Raw genomic sequence first — 21,008 nt, 5'->3', positions numbered from 1 at the left:
CGTCTTCGCCAATTGCCTTTCAACACTCACTCGGGGGGCACACCGTAATTGTTCTCACCCTTATCGCCCTGAGTAAATAATTGGATGGACACCATGATAGAACCTACTACCGGTATCAAAAACCAAAGTATATATGCCCCTGTAACGTTTACATCATGCAGCCGTCGAAATGTCACTGACAGCCGCGGAGGTATCATGAACAACATATAAAAACCAAATGGAACGTAGAACCATGGATTCGAAAAAACACCTGCAGTTTTCGCCATGACAATAGAGCCCCAAATAACCATCGTGTCTATTAATACAAACCCCCAGTACTCCCTTCTACAGGCTCGCCCACTGAACTCGACATAGTTCTTCACTGCCTGAAAACACCCATTCATCCTTAACCCCTTATCGATCCGTTTTTATCGCGCGACCTCACTCGAAGGCACGCGACGCATCCTATAAATGCCTGAAAAACAGAACTGTAGGATTAAGCGTAAGTAGCTTCAAAACTGCACTCATTGCGAACTAATCAGCGCTTCGCAGCTCGCCATACCTTGCCCAGAACTTGAACGACGACCAATACCAACGCACCGGCAACAATCCCCGCGACACCATTGAGCAGCATCGGCACCAACCACGCCACCCCACCCGCGCCCTGGCTGACCGTCTCGATCCAGTGATGCACTACCGGCACGCCGTGGGTGAGGATGCCGCCACCCACCAGAAACATCGCCGCCGTACCGATCACCGACAGGCTCTTCATCATGTACGGCGCCGCGCGCAGTATCGCGCCGCCGATACTGCGCGCCATCTGGCCGGGCTTCTGCGTCAGCCACAGGCCCAGGTCATCCAGCTTGACGATGCCGGCCACCAGCCCATAAACGCCCACAGTCATGACGATGGCGATACCGGAAAGCACGATCACTTGCTGCATCAATGGCGCATCCGCCACGGTGCCCAGGGTGATCGCGATGATTTCGGCGGAGAGGATAAAGTCAGTACGAATCGAGCCCTTGATCTTGTCTTTTTCGAAGGCCACCAGATCGGTTGCCGGATCGGCTACTGCTTCGACCAATTGCGCGCGCTCGGCGTTGTCCTCGTCCTTGCTGTGGAGAAATTTGTGCGCGAGCTTCTCGAACCCCTCAAAACACAGATAAGCGCCGCCGAGCATCAACAAGGGCGTAACGGCCCACGGCGCAAACGCGCTGATCAACAACGCGGCCGGCACCAGGATCAACTTGTTGACGAACGAACCCTTGGCCACCGCCCACACCACGGGGATTTCCCGCTCGGCGCGCACGCCGGAAACCTGTTGGGCATTCAACGCCAGATCGTCGCCCAGCACGCCGGCGGTCTTCTTCGCGGCCATTTTTGTCATCAAGGCAACGTCGTCGAGTACGGCGGCGATATCGTCGATCAGTACCAGTAAGCTGCTGCCTGCCATGAATCGGTCTTCCATAAAGGGGGATACGCCGAGCATAACGTGGCGCAAGGCTTTGCGGGCGTCTTGTTGAGGCTCGCGGATAGCCGGTGCTACCATGCGCAACCGCCAGTCTTGGCAAGGAAAGTCCAGGTTTATGAGCAGCATTCGCGAGCGCAACAAAGAAAAAATCCTGCGGGCGGCGAGCGAGGAGTTTGCCGACAAGGGCTTCGCCGCGACCAAAACCAGCGACATCGCCGCCAAGGCCGGGCTGCCCAAGCCCAACGTCTATTACTACTTCAAGTCCAAGGACAACCTCTACCGCGAGGTGCTCGAAAGCATTATCGAGCCAATCCTGGCCGCCTCCACGCCGTTCAACCCGGAGGGCGAGCCAAAGGAAGTGCTGAGCAACTACATCCGCTCGAAAATCCGCATCTCCCGCGACCTGCCGTTTGCCTCCAAGGTCTTCGCCAGCGAAATCATGCACGGCGCCCCACACCTCAGCGCGGAGCAAGTCGAGCAACTCAACGCCCAGGCCAAGCACAACATCGACTGCATCCAGAACTGGGTGGATCGCGGCCTGATCGCAGCCATTGACCCCAACCACCTGATGTTCAGCATCTGGGCGGCGACGCAGACCTACGCGGATTTTGACTGGCAGATCTCGGCGATCACCGGCAAGGCCAAGTTGGATGAGGCGGACTATGAGGCGGCGGCGTTGACGATTATTCGGTTGGTGTTGAAGGGGTGTGAGCCGGACTGACATACCGGTGTGAGGCTATCGCAGGCAAGCCAGCTCCCACAGGTTCCAGCGTCGTACATAAAATGTAAACACACCGCAAATCCCCTGTGGGAGCGGGCTTGCCCGCGATAGCGCCCGCCCAGACACATCCTGCCAAAAGCCTGCCCATCAGCATCAACCACCTGGATCTAGCCTCTCAGAACCCCCACTGAAGAGAGGCCATGGAATGCCTGATCTCCCCGCGTCAAAACGCCTACGCTTCGGCCGGCATGATGAGCCCAGCCGTATTTACCTGCTGACAACCAATACGCTTGATCGCGAACCCATTTTCCAGGACTTCAAGCTCGGTCGCCTGGTGGTTCAACAATTCAGGATTGCCCAGAACCAGGGCCTGGCAACCTCATTGGCCTGGGTCGTCATGCCGGATCACTTCCACTGGCTGGTCTCGCTGGAGAAAGGCTCACTGGCCGATCTCATGCGCCAGGTGAAATCCAAAAGCACCCGCGTCGTGAATGCGGTAGCCAGGCGTCAAGGTCGGCTCTGGCAGCCGGGTTTTCACGACCATGCCGTGCGCCGTGAAGAAAGCCTTGAAGGGATCGCCCGGTATATCGTGGCCAATCCCCTAAGAGCTGGATTGGTAAAACGATATGGCGACTATCCGCTGTGGGATGCCATTTGGCTTTGACTTGAGACCGAGTCGCCGCCATCGCAGGCAAGCCAGCTCCCACATTGGCCGGTGTGAACACCACCAATCCCTGTGGGAGCTGGCTTGCCTGCGATGGGGCCCGACAGGTCACCCAACGATCAAGCCGACACCCCCGCATCCGCCAACAACCCCACCCCCTCGATCGCCGTTATCGCGCACTGCTCATCAATATCCGACGTATCCCCGCTGATCCCGATCGCCCCCAGCACCCGACCCTCCTGATCCCGGATCAACACCCCACCCGGCGCCGGCACCACGCTGCCCTGCCCCAGGCTGTTCAACGCGGCGATAAACGCCGGCCGTTGCTGCGCGTCGAGCGCCAGCAGGCGCGAGCCCTTGCCCAGGGCAATCGCGCCCCAGGCCTTGCCGATGGCGATCTGTGGACGCAGCAGGCTGGCGCCGTCTTCCCGTTGCAGGGTGATCAGGTGCCCACCGCTGTCGAGCACCGCGATGGTCAGCGGTGCCGCCGCAATGGTGCGCCCCGCAGTCAGGGCCTGGCTGGCCAGTTGGGTGGCAATTTTCAAGGTTAAAGCGCTCATGGTGCCGTCCTTATCTTGTTATGGAAAAAGCAGTGGAGGTCTGAAGGATCAGATGCTCGATCAAACAAATAGAACACAATGACATTTGTTTTTGTATACAATATTTTCGAACAAACCTTCCATACGTCGCAAAAATGCCTTCCGACGAACGCAAAGGCCCGCCGATAAAATGGATTGACCTGCGCAGCTCGCCGTGAATACACTTTGACCAGACACCACTTGTATACAATTACAAAACGCAAGAGGCACCAAAATCATGAGCAAAATGAGAGCAATCGAAGCCGCCGTTCTGGTAATGCGCCGTGAGGGCGTGGACACCGCCTTCGGTATCCCAGGCGCTGCGATCAACCCGCTGTACTCGGCCTTGCAAAAGGTGGGTGGCATCGATCACGTCCTTGCTCGCCACGTTGAAGGCGCCTCCCACATGGCCGAGGGCTACACCCGCACCAAGGCCGGCAATATCGGCGTGTGCATCGGCACCTCGGGCCCGGCGGGCACCGACATGGTCACCGGCCTGTACAGCGCCTCGGCGGATTCGATCCCGATCCTGTGCATCACCGGCCAAGCCCCCCGCGCCCGGATGCACAAGGAAGACTTCCAGGCCGTGGACATCACCAGCATCGTCAAGCCGGTGACCAAGTGGGCAACCACCGTGCTGGAACCCGGCCAGGTGCCTTATGCGTTCCAGAAAGCTTTCTACGAAATGCGCTCCGGCCGCCCAGGCCCGGTGCTGATCGACCTGCCGTTCGACGTGCAGATGGCCGAGATCGAGTTCGACATCGACGCCTACCAGCCGCTGCCCCTGGCCAAGCCACTGGCCACGCGCATCCAGGTGGAAAAAGCCCTGGCCCTGCTCGACCAGGCTGAGCGCCCGTTGCTGGTCAGCGGCGGTGGTGTGATCAACGCCGATGCCAGCGACCTGCTGGTGGAGTTCGCCGAACTGACCGGTATCCCGGTGATCCCGACCCTGATGGGCTGGGGCACGATCCCCGACGATCACCCGCTGATGGTGGGCATGGTCGGTCTGCAAACCTCGCACCGTTATGGCAACGCGACGATGCTCAAGTCGGACGTGGTGCTCGGCATCGGTAACCGCTGGGCCAACCGCCACACCGGTTCGGTGGAGGTGTACACCGAAGGCCGTAAATTCATTCACGTCGACATCGAGCCGACGCAGATTGGTCGTGTATTCACCCCAGACCTGGGCATCGTTTCCGACGCCGGTTCGGCCCTGACCATGTTCATTGAAGTAGCCCGCGAGTGGAAAGCCGCCGGCAAGCTCAAGGACCGCAGCGCCTGGCTGCATGATTGCCAACAGCGTAAAGCCACCCTGCACCGCAAGACTCACTTCGACAACGTGCCGGTCAAGCCGCAACGGGTGTACGAAGAGATGAACCAGGTGTTCGGCAAAGACACCTGCTACGTCAGCACCATCGGTTTGTCGCAGATTGCCGGCGCACAATTCCTGCACGTCTATAAGCCACGCCACTGGATCAACTGCGGCCAGGCCGGCCCGTTGGGCTGGACCATTCCGGCTGCGCTGGGCGTGGTCAAGGCTGATCCGAGCCGCAAGGTCGTCGCGCTGTCCGGCGACTATGACTTCCAGTTCATGATCGAAGAGTTGGCCGTGGGCGCGCAGTTCAAGCTGCCGTACATCCACGTGGTAGTGAACAACTCCTACCTTGGCTTGATCCGTCAGGCCCAGCGCGGGTTTGAAATGGACTACTGCGTGCAGTTGTCTTTCGACAACCTCAACGCACCGGAGCTCAACGGTTACGGTGTGGACCACGTGGCCGTCGCCGAGGGCCTGGGTTGCAAGGCCCTGCGTGTGTTCGAACCGGGCCAGATCCAGCCGGCGCTGCGCAAGGCGCAGGAAATGATCGAAGAATTCAAGGTGCCGGTGATCGTTGAGATTATTCTGGAGCGCGTGACCAATATTTCCATGGGCACCGAGATCAACGCCGTCAACGAATTCGAAGATCTGGCCCTGGTCGGCAACGATGCGCCGACTGCCATTTCCCTGCTCGATTAAGGAGAACCCTATGCCGCGCTTTGCCGCCAACCTGTCCATGCTGTTCACCGAGCAAGACTTTCTTGCTCGCTTCAAAGCGGCCGCCGATGCGGGCTTCGAAGGTGTGGAGTATCTGTTCCCGTATGAATTCAGCTCGGCTGAAATCAAGGCCCACCTCGACGCCAACGGCCTGACCCAAGTGCTGTTCAACCTGCCGGCCGGTGACTGGGCCAAGGGCGAACGCGGCCTGGCGTGCCACCCGGACCGGGTCGAGGAGTTCCGTGCCGGGGTCAACCTGGCCATCGCCTACGCCCAAGTGCTGGGCAACACCCAGGTCAACTGCCTGGCGGGCATCCGGCCGCAGGGCGTTGACGATGCAACGGTGGAAAAAACCTTCGTCGCCAACCTCAAGTACGCCGCCGACAAGCTGCAAGCGGTGGGCATCAAGCTGGTGATGGAGATGATCAACACCCGCGACATCCCGGGTTTCTACCTGAACAACACGGCGCAGGCCCTGTCGATCCGCGAGCAGGTGGGCAGCGCCAACCTGTTCCTGCAATACGACATCTACCACATGCAAATCATGGAAGGTGACCTGGCCCGCACCATGGCCGCGCACCTGGATGAGATCAACCACATCCAGCTGGCGGACAACCCAGGGCGCAACGAGCCGGGCACCGGTGAGATCAACTATCGGTTCCTGTTCGAGCATTTGGATCGCATTGGTTACAAGGGCTGGGTTGGTTGCGAATACAAACCGCTGACCACCACCGAAGCCGGCCTCGGCTGGCTCAAAACCCACAACGCGATCTAACCGACACACCACCCATTAATGTGGGAGCTGGCTTGCCTGCGATGCAGACACCGCGGTGTTTCAGGCAAAACCGGTGGATGCCATCGCAGGCAAGCCAGCTCCCACATTGGATCGTCTGTGTTTGGCAGACCGAGACAGGCCTGCCCATCTAATAAAAAGAGGATTTTCGTCATGGCTAAAATCGGATTTATCGGCACCGGCATCATGGGTCAACCCATGGCCGCCAACCTGCAAAAGGCCGGTCACCAACTGTTCCTCTCCGAACACCACGGCAAGGCCCCACAAGCCCTGATCGACGACGGCGCCATCGCCCTGGCCAGCCCGCAACAAGTCGCCCAGGAAGCCGAGTTCATCATCGTCATGGTGCCCGACACCCCGCAGGTCGAGGACGTGTTGTTCCGCGCCGACGGCGTGGCTGCTGGCCTGTCGCCGAACAAGGTGGTGATCGACATGAGCTCGATCTCCCCCACCGCCACCAAAGCCTTTGCCGCGAAGATCAACGCGACTGGCGCGCAGTACCTCGACGCCCCCGTGTCCGGTGGTGAAGTCGGCGCCAAGGCCGGCACCCTGAGCATCATGATCGGTGGCAAGCCGCAGACCTTCGAACGCGCCCTGCCGCTGTTCCAGGCCATGGGCAAGAACATCACCCTGGTCGGCGGCAATGGTGATGGCCAGACCGCCAAGGTGGCCAACCAGATCATCGTCGCGCTGAACATCCAGGCCGTGGCTGAAGCGCTGCTGTTTGCTTCGAAAAACGGCGCCGACCCGGCCAAGGTGCGTGAAGCGCTGATGGGTGGTTTTGCTTCGTCGAAGATTCTGGAAGTGCATGGCGAGCGCATGATCAAGGGCACCTTTGATCCAGGCTTCCGCATCAACCTGCACCAGAAGGACCTGAACCTGGCGCTGGCCGGTGCGAAGGAGTTGGGGATCAACCTGCCGAACACCGCTGGCACGCAACAGGTGTTCAGCACCTGCACCGCCATAGGTGGCGGCAACTGGGACCACTCGGCGCTGATCAAGGGCCTGGAGCACATGGCCAACTTCTCGATTCGCGACAAATAACAGCCTTTGAAATGCAATCCAGTGTGGGAGCTGGCTTGTGTGGGAGCTGGCTTGCCTGCGATAGCATCACCTCAGTTTGCCTGATACACCGAGGTGTTTGCATCGCAGGCAAGCCAGCTCCCACACAAGCCAGCTCCCACATTTTGGTCCCAGTTCCAAGTCTCGAATCTAATAACAAGAATCCCCCGGGAGCCCGCTTATGTCGGTCGATCCGCAACACCTGCTTCGCGAGCTGTTTGCCACAGCCATCGACGCCGCCCACCCCCGGCAAGTCCTTGAACCCTACCTGCCCGCCGACCGCAGCGGCCGGGTGATCGTGATCGGCGCCGGCAAGGCCGCCGCCGCCATGGCCCTCGTCGTCGAAAACTGCTGGCAAGGCGAAGTCTCTGGCCTGGTGGTGACCCGCTACGGCCATGGCGCCCCCTGCAAGAAAATCGAAGTGGTCGAAGCCGCCCACCCCGTGCCCGATGCCGCCGGCCTGGCCGTGGCCAAGCGCGTGCTGGCACTGATCAGCAACCTCGGCGAAGACGACCGCGTGATCTTCCTGCTCTCCGGCGGTGGCTCGGCCCTGCTGGCCCTACCGGCCGAAGGCATCACCCTGGCCGACAAGCAAACCATCAACAAAGCCCTGCTCAAATCCGGCGCCACCATTGGCGAGATGAATTGCGTGCGCAAGCACCTCTCGGCGATCAAGGGCGGCCGCCTGGCGAAAGCCGCCTGGCCCGCGACGGTGTACACCTACGCGATTTCCGATGTGCCGGGCGACCAGGCCACGGTGATCGCCTCCGGCCCCACCGTCGGCGACCCGAGCACCTCGGCCCAGGCCCTGGCGATCCTCAAACGCTACAACATCGACGCCCCCGCCGCCGTGCGCAGCTGGTTGCAGAACCCCGCCTCGGAAACCGTCAAGCCCGGCGACCCGGCGCTCGCCCGCAGCCACTTCCAGCTGATCGCCCGCCCGCAGCAATCCCTCGAAGCCGTGGCCGTGAAAGTCCGCCAGGCCGGGTTCAGCCCGCTGATCCTGGGCGACCTCGAAGGCGAAGCGCGGGACGTCGCCAAGGTGCACGCCGGCATTGCGCGGCAGATCGTGCAACACGGCCAGCCGCTGGCGGCGCCGTGCGTGATCCTCTCCGGCGGTGAAACCACCGTCACCGTGCGCGGCAATGGCCGTGGCGGGCGCAACGCGGAATTCCTGCTGAGCCTCACCGACAGCCTCAAGGGCCTGCCGGGCGTATATGCGCTGGCCGGCGACACCGACGGCATCGACGGCTCCGAAGACAACGCCGGCGCGATCATGACCCCATGCAGCTATGCGCGCGCCGAAGCCCTGGGCCTGTCGGCCAGCGACGAGTTGGACAACAACAATGGCTACGGCTACTTCGCCGCCCTCGACGGGTTGATCGTCACCGAACCGACGCGCACCAACGTCAACGACTTCCGCGCCATCCTGATTCTTGAGACTGCCAAACATGACGCCTGACAAGAAGGTCAAAATCCTCGCCACCCTGGGCCCCGCCACCGACGGCATCGACGACATCCGCGAGCTGGTGGAAGCCGGGGTGAATATCTTCCGCCTCAACTTCAGCCACGGCGACCATGCCGACCACGCCCAGCGCTACCAGTGGATTCGCCAAGTGGAGCGCCAGCTGAACTACCCGCTGGGCATTCTCATGGACCTGCAAGGGCCGAAGCTGCGCGTCGGCCGTTTTGCCGAGGGCAAGGTGCAACTGGTGCGCGGCCAGGCCCTGCGCCTGGACCTGGACCCGACCCCGGGCGACCAGTGCCGGGTCAACCTGCCGCACCCGGAAATCATCGCAGCACTGGAACCCGGCATGGACCTGTTGCTGGACGACGGCAAGCTGCGCCTGCGGGTCATCACCAAACACGCCGAGGCCATCGACACCACCGTGCTGAATGGCGGCGAATTGTCTGATCGCAAAGGCGTGAACGTCCCACAAGCCTTGCTGGAACTGAGCCCCTTGACCGCCAAGGATCGGCGCGACTTGAGCTTTGGCCTGGAACTCGGCGTGGACTGGGTGGCGCTGTCGTTCGTGCAGCGCCCGGAAGACATCCGCGAAGCCCGCGAACTGATCGGCGACAAGGCGTTTTTGATGGCCAAGATCGAGAAGCCATCGGCCGTGCAGCGCTTGCAAGAAATCGCCGAGCTGAGCGACGCGATCATGGTGGCCAGAGGGGATCTGGGCGTGGAAGTGCCGGCCGAGAGCGTGCCGCAGATCCAGAAAGACATCATCAGCGTCTGCCGCCAGCTCGGTAAGCCGGTGGTGGTGGCCACGCAGATGCTCGAATCCATGCGCTTCTCCCCGGCGCCGACCCGTGCCGAGGTCACTGATGTTGCCAACGCCGTGGCCGAAGGCGCGGATGCGGTGATGTTGTCGGCGGAAACCGCGTCGGGCGAGTACCCGCTGGAAGCCGTGCAGATGATGAGCAAGATCATCCGCCAAGTGGAGAGCGGCCCGGATTACCAGGCGCAACTGGATGTGAGCCGGCCGAAGGCGGATGCCACGGTGTCGGATGCCATCAGCTGCGCGATCCGACGGATCAGCAACATCCTGCCGGTGGCGGTGCTGGTCAACTACAGCGAGTCCGGCAGCTCCAGCCTGCGCGCGGCACGGGAACGGCCGGTGGCGCCGATCCTCAACCTCACGCCGAACCTGTCCACGGCGCGGCGCTTGAGCGTGGCGTGGGGGGTGCACTCGGTGGTCAATGACCGGCTGCGCCAAGTGGACGAGGTGTGCTCGACGGCGCTGGAGATCGCCCAGGCCCAGGGCATGGCGCAGCGCGGCGATACGTTGGTGATTACTGCGGGGGTGCCGTTTGGGCAGCCGGGGTCGACCAACTCCCTGCGTATAGAGACGTTGATTTAGCGTCTGTTCGGGCCTCATCGCGGGCAAGCCCGCTCCCACATTGGGCTGTATTCACGCTTATGAATGTGTGAACCCAATCAAGTGTGGGAGCTGGCTTGCCTGCGATAAGGGCAACTCGGTCTAACTGACTTACCCCTATGCATAACCCAACTTGCCCCGACTGGGCCGAAGCCCTGCTCAACGGCTTCAGCCAGATATTCCTGCAGCGCCAGCCACTGTGCGGCCTGCTGTGCCTGCTGGCCATCCTGATCGGCGCCCCGGCCTTGTTCGGCGGGGCGTTGCTCGGTGGCGTGGCGGGTTTGCTCACGGCCCAGCGCCGGGGCTATCCCAAGGCCGAGCGCCAGGCCGGGCTCTATAGCTATAACGGTGTGTTGCTGGGCTTGTTGATCAGCCAGCACTTCGCCTGGTCGGCCTTGTTGCCGCCGCTGATCCTCGCGAGCGGTGGGCTGGCGGCGATGCTCACGCGACAATGGCTGAAACAGACGACCTTGCCGCCCTACACAGCGCCCTTCGTGGGCCTGGGTTGGTTGCTGCTGGGCACCGTGCCGCCAGGCGCCCTTGTCCTGACCGAGCCGGATAGCCTCGCCGTCATTGCCGCGCCCTTTACCGGGCTCGCACAAATCATGTTGCTGGACCAACCGGCGGCTGGCGTATTGATTGCCCTCGGCCTGTGGCTGGCCAACCGGCGTGCCGCCCTGTGGGCCTTGCTCGGCGCCAGCCTCGGCGTGCTGGTCGCGCTGCTGCTGGGCGAGCCCTCCGGCGCCCTCCTCGGCCTGCACAGTTACAACCCGGCGCTGGCCGCATTGGCCCTGAGCCAAGCGCGCCGCCAACCCTGGCTGCCCCTGCTCGGTATCGCCCTGGCGATCCTCCTCACGCCCGCCTTCACCGCCCTGCATCTGCCGGCGTTGACCGCGCCCTTTATCCTCGCCTGCTGGCTGGTGCGCGCCGGTGTTCGCCTGCTTCAGAAACCCCGCATGGACAGCCCCTTCGAATCCCCCTAGGCTTGCTCGACATCTGATTCAGGCGGGCTTTATGGACAGCAACAACGACTGGCGCCAACGGCTCTACGTCATGATTTTCCAGACCGACACCAACGCAGGAAGACGCTTTGACGGCATCTTGTTGCTGATCATCCTCGCCAGCCTGGTGATCGTGATGCTCGACAGCATCGACGAGGTGCACCAGAACTACGCCGACGTGCTGGCGTACATCGAGTGGGGCTTCACCATCATCTTCGCCATCGAGTACGGGCTGCGGCTGTATTGCTCGCCCAAGCCGTTGCGGTATGCCTTCAGTTTTTATGGGCTGGTGGACTTGCTGGCCATCGTGCCGGGCATCCTCGCCCTGTATTACAGCGATGCGCAGTACCTGCTGATCATCCGCATCATCCGCATGCTGCGCATCTTCCGCGTGCTCAAGCTCAGCCCGTACCTCAAGCAGGCCAACTACCTGATGGCGGCGCTGCGCGGCAGCAAGCAGAAGATCGTGGTGTTCCTGGTCAGCGTGTGCACCCTGGTGACGGTGTTCGGCACCCTGATGTACGTGATCGAAGGCCCTGAACACGGCTTTACCAGCATTCCCAAAGGCATCTACTGGGCCATCGTCACCCTGACCACCGTGGGCTTTGGCGATATCGTGCCGAAGACGCCCTTGGGCCAGGTGATTTCATCGCTGGTGATGATCACCGGTTATTCGATCATCGCCGTGCCCACCGGGATTTTCACTGCCGAACTGGCCAGTGCCATGCGCGGTGAGCAGCTGCAACACGACTGCCCGGTGTGCAAGAAAAACAGCCACGAGCCCAACGCTGCATTCTGCTCGCGCTGTGGGAGTAATCTTTTTCATAAAGTGGAATAAGCAAAGTGCGTTTTAATCTTTAAACGTCTATGCAGGCCCGGCTATAGTCGCTGGCAAATTGCCGTCATTTACACCGTCACCTTCTCGAACAACAAGGAATGAGCAGTGAAAAAACTCGTTAGCGCCTCCCTACTGGCCGCCGGCCTTGCCCTGGCGGGCGCCGTCCAGGCTGCCCCCGTGACACTGCTTAACGTCTCCTACGACGTGATGCGCGATTTCTACAAGGACTACAACGCCGCGTTCCAGAAGCACTGGGACGCCGAGCACCCGAACGACAAGCTGACCTTGCAAATGTCCTTCGGCGGCTCAAGCAAACAAGCGCGCTCGGTGATCGACGGCCTGCCGGCTGACGTGATCACCATGAACATGGCCACCGACATCAACGCCCTGGTGGACAACGGCAAACTGGTGCCGGACAACTGGGTCACGCGCCTGCCGAACAACAGCGCACCGTTCACCTCCGCCACCGTATTCATCGTGCGCAAAGGCAACCCGAAAGCCCTGAAAGACTGGCCAGACCTGTTGAAAGATGGCGTGCAAGTGATCGTGCCCAACCCGAAAACCTCGGGTAACGGCCGCTACACCTACCTGTCGGCCTGGGGTTATGTACTGAAAAACGGCGGCGACGAAAACAAGGCCAAGGCCTTTGTCGGCAAGCTGTTCAAGCAAGCGCCGGTGCTAGATACCGGTGGCCGTGCCGCCACCACCACGTTCATGACCAACCAGATCGGCGACGTGCTGGTGACGTTCGAGAACGAAGCAGAAATGATCGCCCGTGAATTCGGCCGCGACCAGTTCGAAGTGATCTACCCGAGCGTCTCCGCCGAAGCCGAGCCACCGGTGTCGGTGGTCGACAAAGTGGTCGAGAAGAAAGGCACCCGCGCGGCTGCCGAAGACTACTTGAAGTACCTGTGGTCGGCAGAAGGCCAGGAAATCGCGGCCAACAACTACCTGCGTCCACGTGACCCGAAAGTGCTGGCCAAGTACACCGACCGCTTCCCGAAAGTCGACTTCCTGTCGGTGGAGAAGACCTTTGGTGACTGGCGCACCGTGCAGAAAACCCACTTCAATGATGGTGGGGTGTTTGACCAGATCTACAGCGGTCAATAAGCCCTGAATCAGCTAAAAGCCCCTGAATCCAGGGGCTTTTACTTTTATGCACGGACACACCAGACATTGCCATCACCTTTTTCGGGAAAAGGTACGTCGATCTCCATCCCCTGCCGTTTCAGTTGCAGACGCCTAGCCTGCCGGTCCGGAAACTCCCCCGCAGCGAACGGCACCACCAAAAACCCGCTCTCCTCGCCGCAGGACTTGCTGACCGCCAGCGCAACTGTCGCTCCGTCGACTGTGACATGGCCTCCCGACGGCGAAAACCGCGCCATCAAACCCACGAAAAACTCTTCGGGCATGTGTTCCACCTGGTAGCTGCCGCTCATGCCGATGGAACCCGCAACCGCCGCCATCGGCACCAACAGACGTAGGGTAGCGGCATCCTGCAACTGGCTGACAACAGGGTCGATGGCCGGTGCCAGATGTCGGTTGCGCGCTTCCACATCCTCTGCGATTCGATGATTGAGCCTCGCGTCCGGCACATCGACCCTTTGCGCAACGGACGCCAACAAGCGTTGCGCTGGCGCCTGCCCCTCGATGATCGCCTGCCACCCCGACGCATCCTTGCCTTCAAGCAGATAAATGGCCAAGGCACCCAATGCATAGCTTTCACCGTCCAACGACAACACCGCAGCCTCCGGGAAGCGCGTCCGCACACTGTGCGCCCACGCTTCAGACGTGTCCGGGGCACCACTCGCGAACTGCCGGGCGAGCCCCTCAATGTATTCGGCGGTGCCTTCAACAATGTCGTAAAAGTGGATGTCTTGCGCCTCCTGGGGGAACTCGGCCTGCCAACGGTCATGCCAGTAGCGCGCCTTGCCCAGCGCGTCGGCATCGCCTTGTAGTGAGGCATAAAAGGCGCTGATCAGGTGCTGCCGATACTGACGGGGCAACGCCTGTTCAGGGTAGCGCGCGGAGCGCGAGCCCGAAGGCAGTTGCCAACCCTTCTGCGCAAAAAAATGAAAGGCTTCATGGGTTGCCAGTGCAAACAACTCGGGTACGGCGGCGGGATTGCTGAGCAGGTGTTGCGCCTCTTGCTCAGGCAACTCCTGGCCCAACCCCATGTAGACCGTCGGGCGACCGTCCCACGACAGCTGTTGAAAGGTCTTGTAGTCCGATGACAAGCCAAGCGCTTGCACCGGTTCCACGGCAATCGCTCTGTAGCCGTTTGCATCGATCAACCAGGCGGCCGTACCGTCGTAAACCAGAATTTGCGCCTCAGCATAGAATCCGGTCTGCCGCTTCAAGCGCTCCATTGTCGCCAACTTTGGCCAAGCGACGGCGCTGGCGGCGGCCATCCGTTCGACGTAGGCCTCGTTACTGATCGTCGTAAGTTTTTGTTCAGCGACAGCCGTGATTGCCGGCACAAACGTCCACAGCAACAACATCCCGATCATCCGCATGATGACGCTCCCATCCTGATTCAGCCTGTAAAGGTGCAGGCGTCGAATCTAGAGCGGATACGTCATGCGGTCTTGCCAGACGCGCCCTATAACAGCGTCGGAATCGGCCTATACGGAAAAGCCTTCACATCGGCGGTGTCACCCCATCCTTGCCTGCCGAAATTGCCTGGGCCGTGATAGTCCCATCTGCGCCCTTCGCCGCAAACAGCACCACTTTCACCCCCGGCTGAAGCAAGCTGCGATCCCCTGGCTCCAGGTTGACGATCGGCACATCCTCCGGCACCACGATCTTCTGCTCGCCGCCCTTGTACTTCACCGTCAGCGTGCGCCCGTTGCTCACCACCAGGTCACCCACGGTGCCGTTGGTCATGCTGCTGCCTTCCTTCAAATCAAACGCTCGATGCCCGTCGCCGGTGCCGGCCATGGCCGGCGGGAACACGTGCACTTCCAGCGCAGTCAGGCTGCCGTCGGCATTGGGCATGGCAGCGGAACCGATGTAGCTGCCCGGCTTGATTTCATCGATCTTGGCCAAGGTGACGGCGCGCACCTGGGTGGCCGGGGTCAACAGCACAGTGACGTCTTCGCCGCTGTTGACCTTGACGTGCATCGCGTCACCGTCGATGGCGGTGATGGCACCGCGTACGCCCACGCGCGGCGCTTCGGCAGCGTGGGCCAAGCCCACGGCCATGGCGGCGGCGAGGGTTGAAGCCAGGAGCATCTTGTTCAGCGTGATCTTCATGGGATTTCCTGTTTCGGCAGTTGTGTCTGAATGTATCATCGCCGTTCGCGGCAAAAGTTAACGATTCAGTCATTAATTTGCGGCATGAGTGTTATCACCGCCAGCGGCCTTCTGCCCCAAGGGCCTTGTCTTTACTCTCGCACGCCATCTTCCTTCGCTTTTATGAGACCACCATGAACGCAACCCCACACGCTTCAAGCACGATGACCCGCGGGATGGTGATGCTGTTTGCGTTTTGCTGCGGCGCCATCGTTGCCAACATCTACTACGCGCAGCCGATCATCGAGCTGATCGCCCCGGACATCGGCCTCACACCGGCCATGGCCAGCCTGATCGTGTCGCTGACGCAAATCGGCTACGCCCTCGGCCTGTTTTTCCTGGTGCCCCTGGGCGACTTGCTGGAAAACCGCAAGCTGATGATCAGCACCACCGTGCTTGCCATCGCCAGCCTGCTCGGTGCGGCGTTTATCCAGCAGCCGAACCTGTTCCTGCTGGTGTCGTTGCTGATCGGCTTCAGCTCGGTGTCGGTGCAGATCCTCATCCCGCTGGCCGCGCACCTGGCGCCGGCGGAGTCCCGTGGCCGGGTGGTCGGCAGCATCATGGGCGGCCTGTTGCTTGGCATCCTGCTGGCGCGGCCGGTGTCCAGCGTGGTGGCGGACCACTTCGGCTGGCGCGCGATGTTCATGGCTGCGGCTGGGTTGATGGCGTTTATCAGCGTGGTCCTGCTGATCACCATCCCCAAGCGCCAGCCTGACCACAGCGCCACCTACGGCCAACTGCTGCGCTCCCTCGGCACCTTGCTGCGCAAGCAACCGGTGCTGCGCCAACGGGCGTTCTACCAGGGTGGCATGTTCGCCACGTTCAGCCTGTTCTGGACCGCCGCACCGCTGGAACTGGCGCGCAATCACGGCCTGAGCCAGAGCGAGATCGCCCTGTTTGCCCTGGTCGGTGCCCTCGGTGCCATCGCCGCGCCCATCGCCGGGCGCCTGGCGGATGCGGGCCACACCCACCGCGCTTCGCTGCTGGCCATGCTGTTTGCCGCATTGAGCTTTCTGCCGGCCTTCGTCCACCCGCTGTACAGCGTGATCGGCCTGGCCGTCACCGGCGTGGTGCTGGACTTCTGTGTGCAGATGAACATGGTGCTCGGCCAACGCGCCATCTACGCCCTCGACGCCAACAGCCGCAGCCGCCTGAACGCGCTGTACATGACCAGCATCTTCATCGGCGGCGCCTTCGGCTCGGCGATTGCCAGCAGTGTGTATGAACACGGCGGCTGGCTGGGTGTGATGCTGGTGGGCAGCGCGTTCCCGCTGGTGGCGTTGTTGCGGTTCTTGAGTGTTCCCCGCGAAGCTGCCCCGGTAGCCGCGTAGACGCATGACCTCAGGAACGCACCAACTTCTCCAAAGCCGCATCCGCCAGGAATGACGAGCGGCTTTTGACCTTGTGCTCACGCACATAGCGGTCGATACGCTGGATGACATAACCGGGCAAGGTCACATTGACCTTCTCGGTCTTGCCCAGATAGGGCGAGATGTCCAGCTCCAACATGCCCCAGCCCATACCTGCGTAGTCTTCGTGGGCGTGATGATTGGCCACCGAAGTGGGCATCGGAATCGGCCCGCCCTCGGCGGCGATCTCTTGCAGCAGGATGTGGGCAACTTCCACGGCGGCGTTGTACGCCTCTTCAAAACTGTCCCCGGCCGTGACGGCGCCTGGAATATCGGGGATCTGAATACCGGTGGCGGTGAAGTCATCGCCCCATTCGATACAGATTGGGTATTGCATGAATGCTCTCCTTGAAACTAAAGAGGTCGGCACGTTTGCGGATATTGCTTGCTCGCACGGGCCAGAAATAGATAACCCTAGGGTTATCTATAATTAAGCACAAAATGCACAAGACTGAATGACGGCTGTTTTACTGAATGTTGAAAAGCTACACGTTCACAACGTGTGAGCCTGGCGCTGCGTGGAGAAACCGAGGAATGCGACCATTCAGCGACGGCCAATAGCTGAACGACACAGGCAAGGCCGGCTGCCGCTGCAACCACGCCAGAATCACCTGTGACGCCAGGGTCAGCGCAAGCTGCTGGCCGGGGCACTGATGCCGGCCCCAACCAAAGCTGAACGTTCGCCGCTGCGGGCGCTCAAGCAGGAAGCTGTCGGGCTCCGGGTTGGCATCGCCGTCCCGGTTGGCCGACGCCAGAAGCACCAGAATCGCATCGCCCACTTCCAGGACCTGGTCGCCAATCGTGCAGCGCTGCGCGACAAATCGCCGGGTGTTTTGCACTGGTGCGTCGTAGCGTGCCACCTCCTCCAGCAGCGCCATCGCCAATGTCGGTGTGCGTTGCACCTGCTCCAGCAGGTCGGGCCGCCGGGCGAGCGTCACCAGCGTATTGCCGATCAGGCCGGCAGTGGCTTCGCAGGTCTGCGACAACAGGCCGATCAGGTTGGCATTCAACACGTCTGCACCCACCCATTCACCGTTGCGGATGGCGGCCAGCAGCGCCGTCTCTTCGAGCACCTTGCTGAACATCTGCCGCAACTGCGAAGCGCCGAGGTCGGCGTTGCGCAGTTGCGCTTCGTCACTCAACGGTGAGAGGCAAGCGACAAAATCCCGCGTCAACTCGGCGATCACACGCAACTGATCGCCGGGCACACCGAGCAAGTGGGCAATCACTGACACCGGCAAGCGGAACATCCAGTCGTCCCACTGAGTGGCATCAGCGCTGAGGTGCTGCACGGCGCCCGCGACCTGCTGCGCGCTAACAGCCGCCAGCGCAGGCTCGATGGCGGCACGTGGGCAGCGATGGGCAGCGCCTTCGTTCATGCGCATCAGCTGCGCAAATACCTGGCCCGCGGCGTGTTGCGCAATCGCGGCCGGCACCGGCTCATGCAGGGGCCGAACGCGGCAGTCGGGATGGGCCAACACCGCCTCGACCGTCTTCGCACGGCTCGCGATCCACAGCCCCAGGTCGGCGTCGAACAGCAAGCCGTCATGGCGGCGCAAACCGGCGTAGTAGGCGTAGGGATCAGCATGGGTCGCAGCTTGCAGCGGTGTCATTCAGCACATCCTGTCCTCATGAAGAACCGTTACTATCCGCGCTCCCGCTCGGCAACGATTCGCTCAGGAACGAAATATGAATGGCCACGACGAAGACGCCGCCCTCTCACAAGTCGCCGGGGCGATTGCCGAACCTGCGCGTACGAAAATGCTCTGCGCGCTGATGGACGGCCATGCGCGCACCAGCACCGAAATGGCGGCGATTGCCCAAGTCAGTGCGTCCACCGCCAGCGCCCATCTGGCGCGGCTCAAGGACGATGGGCTGATCCAGCTCCACACCCAGGGCCGCCATCGCTATTACAGCCTCGCGGGCCCGCACATCGCCCAGGCCATTGAAGGGTTGATGGTGATCAGCCGCCAGAGCGCCAAGGCGTTTGTGCCGAACACGCCAAGCCGCTTGCAGTTCGCGCGTACGTGTTACGACCACATGGCCGGGACGCTGGCGGTGCAGTTGCATGACCACTTCATCGCAGCCGGTTGGCTGGTAGGCGACGGGACATACCAGCTCAGCCCCAGCGGCGAAAAAGCCATGCTCGAACTCGGGATTGATCTGCCTGCCCTGCACGCCCAACGCCGGCGTTTTGCCTGTGCCTGCCTGGACTGGAGCATGCGCCGCCCCCACCTGGCCGGCGCGTTGGGCGCGGCGCTGCTCAACAGTGCGATTCGCAAGGAATGGGTGACGCAGGATCTGGATAGCCGCGCTCTGGGGCTGACGCCCAAGGGCTGCAAGGCACTGGTAACGCGATTTGGAATACAGGTGTAACCGCGAAAAATATCAAACTGTGGGAGCTGGCTTGCCTGCGATAGCGGTGTATCAGCCCACACCTTAGTTGGGTGGAGTACCGCCATCGCAGGCAAGCCAGCTCCCACATGAATCGGTGGCGTTGTCCAGGCAACACAACAGCCGCTCGACCGTATGCTCCAGCGGCCCGGAGTTATCCAGCACAAACAACCCCGACGCATTGCCGGCGATCAGCTCTGCCGTGAACTGCGCATTCCGCGCCAGGCGCGCCTCAATGTCCGCCAACGATTCACGCCCACGCGCAATCAAGCGCTGGCGCAACACCGCCTGATCCACCGTCAGCAACAACACCAGCAACGTCGGATAACGCGCGCGGGTCTGCGCCAGGTGCGCGCGGGAGCCATTGACCAGCACGTCGTCGCCGGCTGCCAGCCAGTCGTCGATTTCCTTGGGAATGCCGTAGGACAACCCATTCGCCTGCCAACTCAGGGCAAACGCGCCCTCGGCGTCCATCGCGGCAAACTGCGCCGGGCTCACGCCTTGCGCGGCCTCGCCCACTGACTCCGCCGAACGGGTGATGACGCGCCGCACAATCCGGCAGCCGCGCTCGGCCAGGCGTGGTCGCGCGGCATCCAACAGGCTGTCCTTGCCCGAACCCGATGGGCCGATGAGATAGATCAACCTGCCTGCCATCCACACACCCTCTTTACCTGTTGCCGGTCAGCCCGCCGGCGGCGGCCACTTTACAGCAGCGCACCGGTGGGCAGTGCCACGGGGTGGAAATTTTCCAGCATCAGCCGCTCGCCGTTCTTCAGTTGCCAGTCATAAAAATCCGCAAAGTCCCCACGCGCCAATCCACGGATCACCTTGGCCACGAAACCATGGGCCACCAGCAACACCGTGCCCGAAGGATAACGTGCCGCCAGTTCGGCCAAGCCTTGGTGTACACGGCTGACCACCTCGGCAATCGACTCGCCGCCCGTGGGCCCGACCGCCCATTGCCGGGTGATGTTCTGCGCCCACAGCAGTGGATACTGCGCCTTGGCTTGCGCTTGGGTCAGGCCCTCGAATACGCCCACATCGCGTTCGCGAAAGCTGTCCATGGTCACGGGTTCAAGGTGCAACGCCTGGTTCAGGATCTGCGCGGTTTGCTGGGCGCGCAAGCGTGGGGAGACGATCAGTGCGTCGATGCCGGTGGGTAGATTTTGGCTGAGGGAAAAGGCTTGCTCACGACCGCGTTCGGTCAACTCAGGATCCAGCGCGCCTAGGTAGCGTTGCTCGGCGTTGGCCCAGGTTTCGCCGTGGCGTACGACGTGTAGGTGCATGAGGTCCATCTCGCGGTTCTGTGGGTGAATGAGAACCCTGTGGGAGCTGGCTTGCCTGCGATGGCGGTGTGCCTGCAATGAATTCGGCGCCTGATACACCGCCATCGCGGGCAAGCCCGGCTCCCACAGTGGATCTTTATTGAACGGGAGAGAGTGTTTCAAAAGCATGAAAAAGGCGACCTTTCTAAGGTCGCCTTTTTGTCATTGCGCGTACTTTTTGCTCAACCCCGGCGGCACGCCCTGCACGTTGGTTTCTTCCCACGGCCCGTTCGGGCTGATGGAGCGGCTCCAGCCGTTGCTCCAACGGTAATACGTACGCTGGCGGTAGAAGGTGTCGGGCTGGTCTTCCAGCACGTAGACCTTCATGTTGCCATCCCAGTGACTCGCCGCACCCGGTGGTGGGGCGAAGGTCGGCGATGAGGTCGGCACCGGTTTTTTCGGCGGCGCGGTCACCGGGGTGCTGGGCCTGGTACTCGGCTGGGTCGCCGGGCCCGACGGTGGGATGGTCGGGCCGGTCGGTGCCGGAGGTGGCCGGTGGACCGCACAAGCACTCAGGCCCAATACCAGGCTGAGCAGGGTGATACGTGCGAATGCGGTCATG

Annotated in this window: 22 protein-coding genes; 12 read left to right on the top strand and 10 right to left on the bottom strand. The window is 61.7% G+C overall.

What is annotated here, in order from left to right:
* Positions 1-26: 26 nt before the first annotated feature.
* Together ACU688_RS11325 and ACU688_RS11320 are read right to left on the bottom strand one after the other, a co-directional pair.
* A complete protein-coding gene (locus ACU688_RS11325; RefSeq protein WP_448184757.1) occupies positions 27-383 on the bottom strand; it encodes a DUF805 domain-containing protein in 357 nt (118 codons plus the stop codon).
* Between the two features lie 134 nt (positions 384-517).
* On the bottom strand, positions 518-1,432 hold the full coding sequence (locus ACU688_RS11320; protein WP_448184756.1) for a DUF808 domain-containing protein: 915 nt from the start codon (positions 1,430-1,432) through the stop codon (positions 518-520).
* Positions 1,433-1,565: 133 nt separating this feature from the next.
* Between ACU688_RS11320 and ACU688_RS11315 the strand changes: the two genes are divergently transcribed.
* The gene (locus ACU688_RS11315; RefSeq protein WP_448184755.1) at positions 1,566-2,171 is read left to right on the top strand and encodes a TetR/AcrR family transcriptional regulator; all 606 of its coding nucleotides are present in this window, start codon (positions 1,566-1,568) and stop codon (positions 2,169-2,171) included.
* A 205-nt stretch (positions 2,172-2,376) separates the two neighbouring features.
* Positions 2,377-2,835 (top strand): REP-associated tyrosine transposase, encoded by a 459-nt coding sequence (locus ACU688_RS11310; protein ID WP_448184754.1) that lies wholly within the window; start codon positions 2,377-2,379, stop codon positions 2,833-2,835.
* Between the two features lie 119 nt (positions 2,836-2,954).
* On the opposite strand, the gene ACU688_RS11305 is transcribed toward ACU688_RS11310, so the two are convergent.
* On the bottom strand, positions 2,955-3,395 hold the full coding sequence (locus ACU688_RS11305; RefSeq protein ID WP_257783554.1) for a GlcG/HbpS family heme-binding protein: 441 nt from the start codon (positions 3,393-3,395) through the stop codon (positions 2,955-2,957).
* A gap of 256 nt (positions 3,396-3,651) precedes the next feature.
* Here ACU688_RS11305 and gcl point away from each other — a divergent pair, with 256 nt between their 5' ends.
* The 8 genes from gcl (at position 3,652) to ACU688_RS11265 (ending at position 13,134) form a co-directional block, all read left to right on the top strand.
* Complete coding sequence (gene gcl, locus ACU688_RS11300; protein WP_026136466.1) at positions 3,652-5,427, top strand: glyoxylate carboligase; 1,776 nt, start codon at positions 3,652-3,654, stop codon at positions 5,425-5,427.
* A 10-nt stretch (positions 5,428-5,437) separates the two neighbouring features.
* Positions 5,438-6,220: a hydroxypyruvate isomerase gene (hyi, locus tag ACU688_RS11295; RefSeq protein WP_448184753.1), complete on the top strand. Its 783-nt coding sequence runs from the start codon at positions 5,438-5,440 to the stop codon at positions 6,218-6,220.
* 171 nt (positions 6,221-6,391) lie between these two features.
* Positions 6,392-7,282, top strand: coding sequence for a 2-hydroxy-3-oxopropionate reductase (locus ACU688_RS11290; RefSeq protein WP_448184752.1), 891 nt, complete (start codon positions 6,392-6,394; stop codon positions 7,280-7,282).
* A 199-nt stretch (positions 7,283-7,481) separates the two neighbouring features.
* Positions 7,482-8,762: a glycerate kinase type-2 family protein gene (locus tag ACU688_RS11285; protein ID WP_448184751.1), complete on the top strand. Its 1,281-nt coding sequence runs from the start codon at positions 7,482-7,484 to the stop codon at positions 8,760-8,762.
* Positions 8,752-10,167: a pyruvate kinase gene (gene pyk, locus ACU688_RS11280; protein WP_017734355.1), complete on the top strand. Its 1,416-nt coding sequence runs from the start codon at positions 8,752-8,754 to the stop codon at positions 10,165-10,167. The genes ACU688_RS11285 and pyk overlap by 11 nt, the downstream gene beginning before the upstream one ends.
* Positions 10,168-10,304: 137 nt before the next feature.
* Positions 10,305-11,168, top strand: a complete 864-nt coding sequence (locus ACU688_RS11275; RefSeq protein ID WP_448184750.1) for an urea transporter — start codon at positions 10,305-10,307, stop codon at positions 11,166-11,168.
* A 31-nt stretch (positions 11,169-11,199) separates the two neighbouring features.
* On the top strand, positions 11,200-12,024 hold the full coding sequence (locus tag ACU688_RS11270; RefSeq protein WP_448184749.1) for an ion transporter: 825 nt from the start codon (positions 11,200-11,202) through the stop codon (positions 12,022-12,024).
* 105 nt (positions 12,025-12,129) lie between these two features.
* Entirely contained in the window at positions 12,130-13,134 is a 1,005-nt protein-coding gene (locus tag ACU688_RS11265) for a sulfate ABC transporter substrate-binding protein (protein ID WP_124525340.1), read from the top strand.
* 44 nt (positions 13,135-13,178) lie between these two features.
* On the opposite strand, the gene ACU688_RS11260 is transcribed toward ACU688_RS11265, so the two are convergent.
* Positions 13,179-14,540, bottom strand: a complete 1,362-nt coding sequence (locus tag ACU688_RS11260) for a hypothetical protein (RefSeq protein WP_448184748.1) — start codon at positions 14,538-14,540, stop codon at positions 13,179-13,181.
* Between the two features lie 124 nt (positions 14,541-14,664).
* Positions 14,665-15,279 (bottom strand): DUF5666 domain-containing protein, encoded by a 615-nt coding sequence (locus tag ACU688_RS11255; protein WP_448184747.1) that lies wholly within the window; start codon positions 15,277-15,279, stop codon positions 14,665-14,667.
* A 173-nt stretch (positions 15,280-15,452) separates the two neighbouring features.
* Here ACU688_RS11255 and ACU688_RS11250 point away from each other — a divergent pair, with 173 nt between their 5' ends.
* Positions 15,453-16,649, top strand: a complete 1,197-nt coding sequence (locus ACU688_RS11250) for an MFS transporter (RefSeq protein ID WP_448184746.1) — start codon at positions 15,453-15,455, stop codon at positions 16,647-16,649.
* A gap of 10 nt (positions 16,650-16,659) precedes the next feature.
* Here the strand turns inward: ACU688_RS11250 and ACU688_RS11245 are convergent, their stop codons facing one another.
* Positions 16,660-17,064, bottom strand: a complete 405-nt coding sequence (locus ACU688_RS11245) for a type II toxin-antitoxin system HicB family antitoxin (RefSeq protein ID WP_448184745.1) — start codon at positions 17,062-17,064, stop codon at positions 16,660-16,662.
* A 148-nt stretch (positions 17,065-17,212) separates the two neighbouring features.
* Positions 17,213-18,340, bottom strand: a complete 1,128-nt coding sequence (locus ACU688_RS11240; protein WP_448184744.1) for a cytochrome P450 — start codon at positions 18,338-18,340, stop codon at positions 17,213-17,215.
* A 76-nt stretch (positions 18,341-18,416) separates the two neighbouring features.
* Here ACU688_RS11240 and ACU688_RS11235 point away from each other — a divergent pair, with 76 nt between their 5' ends.
* Entirely contained in the window at positions 18,417-19,103 is a 687-nt protein-coding gene (locus tag ACU688_RS11235) for an ArsR/SmtB family transcription factor (protein ID WP_448184743.1), read from the top strand.
* Positions 19,104-19,166: 63 nt separating this feature from the next.
* Here the strand turns inward: ACU688_RS11235 and phnN are convergent, their stop codons facing one another.
* From phnN to ACU688_RS11220, 3 genes are all read right to left on the bottom strand, one after another.
* Positions 19,167-19,775, bottom strand: a complete 609-nt coding sequence (phnN, locus tag ACU688_RS11230) for a phosphonate metabolism protein/1,5-bisphosphokinase (PRPP-forming) PhnN (RefSeq protein ID WP_448184742.1) — start codon at positions 19,773-19,775, stop codon at positions 19,167-19,169.
* A gap of 50 nt (positions 19,776-19,825) precedes the next feature.
* Positions 19,826-20,407, bottom strand: a complete 582-nt coding sequence (locus ACU688_RS11225; protein ID WP_448184741.1) for a histidine phosphatase family protein — start codon at positions 20,405-20,407, stop codon at positions 19,826-19,828.
* A 201-nt stretch (positions 20,408-20,608) separates the two neighbouring features.
* A complete protein-coding gene (locus tag ACU688_RS11220; protein WP_207041444.1) occupies positions 20,609-21,007 on the bottom strand; it encodes an RAD23 family protein in 399 nt (132 codons plus the stop codon).
* Between the last annotated feature and the right edge of the window lies 1 nt (position 21,008).

The organism is Pseudomonas acericola (SeqCode), from assembly GCF_053456465.1.
Note: the sequence above shows the minus strand (reverse complement) of the source record. Positions and strands in the feature narration are given on the sequence as shown.

What these genes read in the sequence shown, in the direction of transcription:
- ACU688_RS11245 (WP_448184745.1), bottom strand. Translation starts at nt 17,064, where the DNA reads ATGCAATACCCAATCTGTATCGAATGGGGCGATGACTTCACCGCCACC.
- ACU688_RS11310 (WP_448184754.1), top strand. Translation starts at nt 2,377, where the DNA reads ATGCCTGATCTCCCCGCGTCAAAACGCCTACGCTTCGGCCGGCATGAT.
- ACU688_RS11270 (WP_448184749.1), top strand. Translation starts at nt 11,200, where the DNA reads ATGGACAGCAACAACGACTGGCGCCAACGGCTCTACGTCATGATTTTC.
- ACU688_RS11255 (WP_448184747.1), bottom strand. Translation starts at nt 15,279, where the DNA reads ATGAAGATCACGCTGAACAAGATGCTCCTGGCTTCAACCCTCGCCGCC.
- ACU688_RS11305 (WP_257783554.1), bottom strand. Translation starts at nt 3,395, where the DNA reads ATGAGCGCTTTAACCTTGAAAATTGCCACCCAACTGGCCAGCCAGGCC.
- gcl (WP_026136466.1), top strand. Translation starts at nt 3,652, where the DNA reads ATGAGCAAAATGAGAGCAATCGAAGCCGCCGTTCTGGTAATGCGCCGT.
- ACU688_RS11225 (WP_448184741.1), bottom strand. Translation starts at nt 20,407, where the DNA reads ATGCACCTACACGTCGTACGCCACGGCGAAACCTGGGCCAACGCCGAG.
- ACU688_RS11290 (WP_448184752.1), top strand. Translation starts at nt 6,392, where the DNA reads ATGGCTAAAATCGGATTTATCGGCACCGGCATCATGGGTCAACCCATG.
- ACU688_RS11325 (WP_448184757.1), bottom strand. Translation starts at nt 383, where the DNA reads ATGAATGGGTGTTTTCAGGCAGTGAAGAACTATGTCGAGTTCAGTGGG.
- ACU688_RS11275 (WP_448184750.1), top strand. Translation starts at nt 10,305, where the DNA reads ATGCATAACCCAACTTGCCCCGACTGGGCCGAAGCCCTGCTCAACGGC.
- ACU688_RS11260 (WP_448184748.1), bottom strand. Translation starts at nt 14,540, where the DNA reads ATGCGGATGATCGGGATGTTGTTGCTGTGGACGTTTGTGCCGGCAATC.
- phnN (WP_448184742.1), bottom strand. Translation starts at nt 19,775, where the DNA reads ATGGCAGGCAGGTTGATCTATCTCATCGGCCCATCGGGTTCGGGCAAG.
- ACU688_RS11220 (WP_207041444.1), bottom strand. Translation starts at nt 21,007, where the DNA reads ATGACCGCATTCGCACGTATCACCCTGCTCAGCCTGGTATTGGGCCTG.
- ACU688_RS11240 (WP_448184744.1), bottom strand. Translation starts at nt 18,340, where the DNA reads ATGACACCGCTGCAAGCTGCGACCCATGCTGATCCCTACGCCTACTAC.
- ACU688_RS11235 (WP_448184743.1), top strand. Translation starts at nt 18,417, where the DNA reads ATGAATGGCCACGACGAAGACGCCGCCCTCTCACAAGTCGCCGGGGCG.
- ACU688_RS11315 (WP_448184755.1), top strand. Translation starts at nt 1,566, where the DNA reads ATGAGCAGCATTCGCGAGCGCAACAAAGAAAAAATCCTGCGGGCGGCG.
- pyk (WP_017734355.1), top strand. Translation starts at nt 8,752, where the DNA reads ATGACGCCTGACAAGAAGGTCAAAATCCTCGCCACCCTGGGCCCCGCC.
- hyi (WP_448184753.1), top strand. Translation starts at nt 5,438, where the DNA reads ATGCCGCGCTTTGCCGCCAACCTGTCCATGCTGTTCACCGAGCAAGAC.
- ACU688_RS11285 (WP_448184751.1), top strand. Translation starts at nt 7,482, where the DNA reads ATGTCGGTCGATCCGCAACACCTGCTTCGCGAGCTGTTTGCCACAGCC.
- ACU688_RS11250 (WP_448184746.1), top strand. Translation starts at nt 15,453, where the DNA reads ATGAACGCAACCCCACACGCTTCAAGCACGATGACCCGCGGGATGGTG.
- ACU688_RS11320 (WP_448184756.1), bottom strand. Translation starts at nt 1,432, where the DNA reads ATGGCAGGCAGCAGCTTACTGGTACTGATCGACGATATCGCCGCCGTA.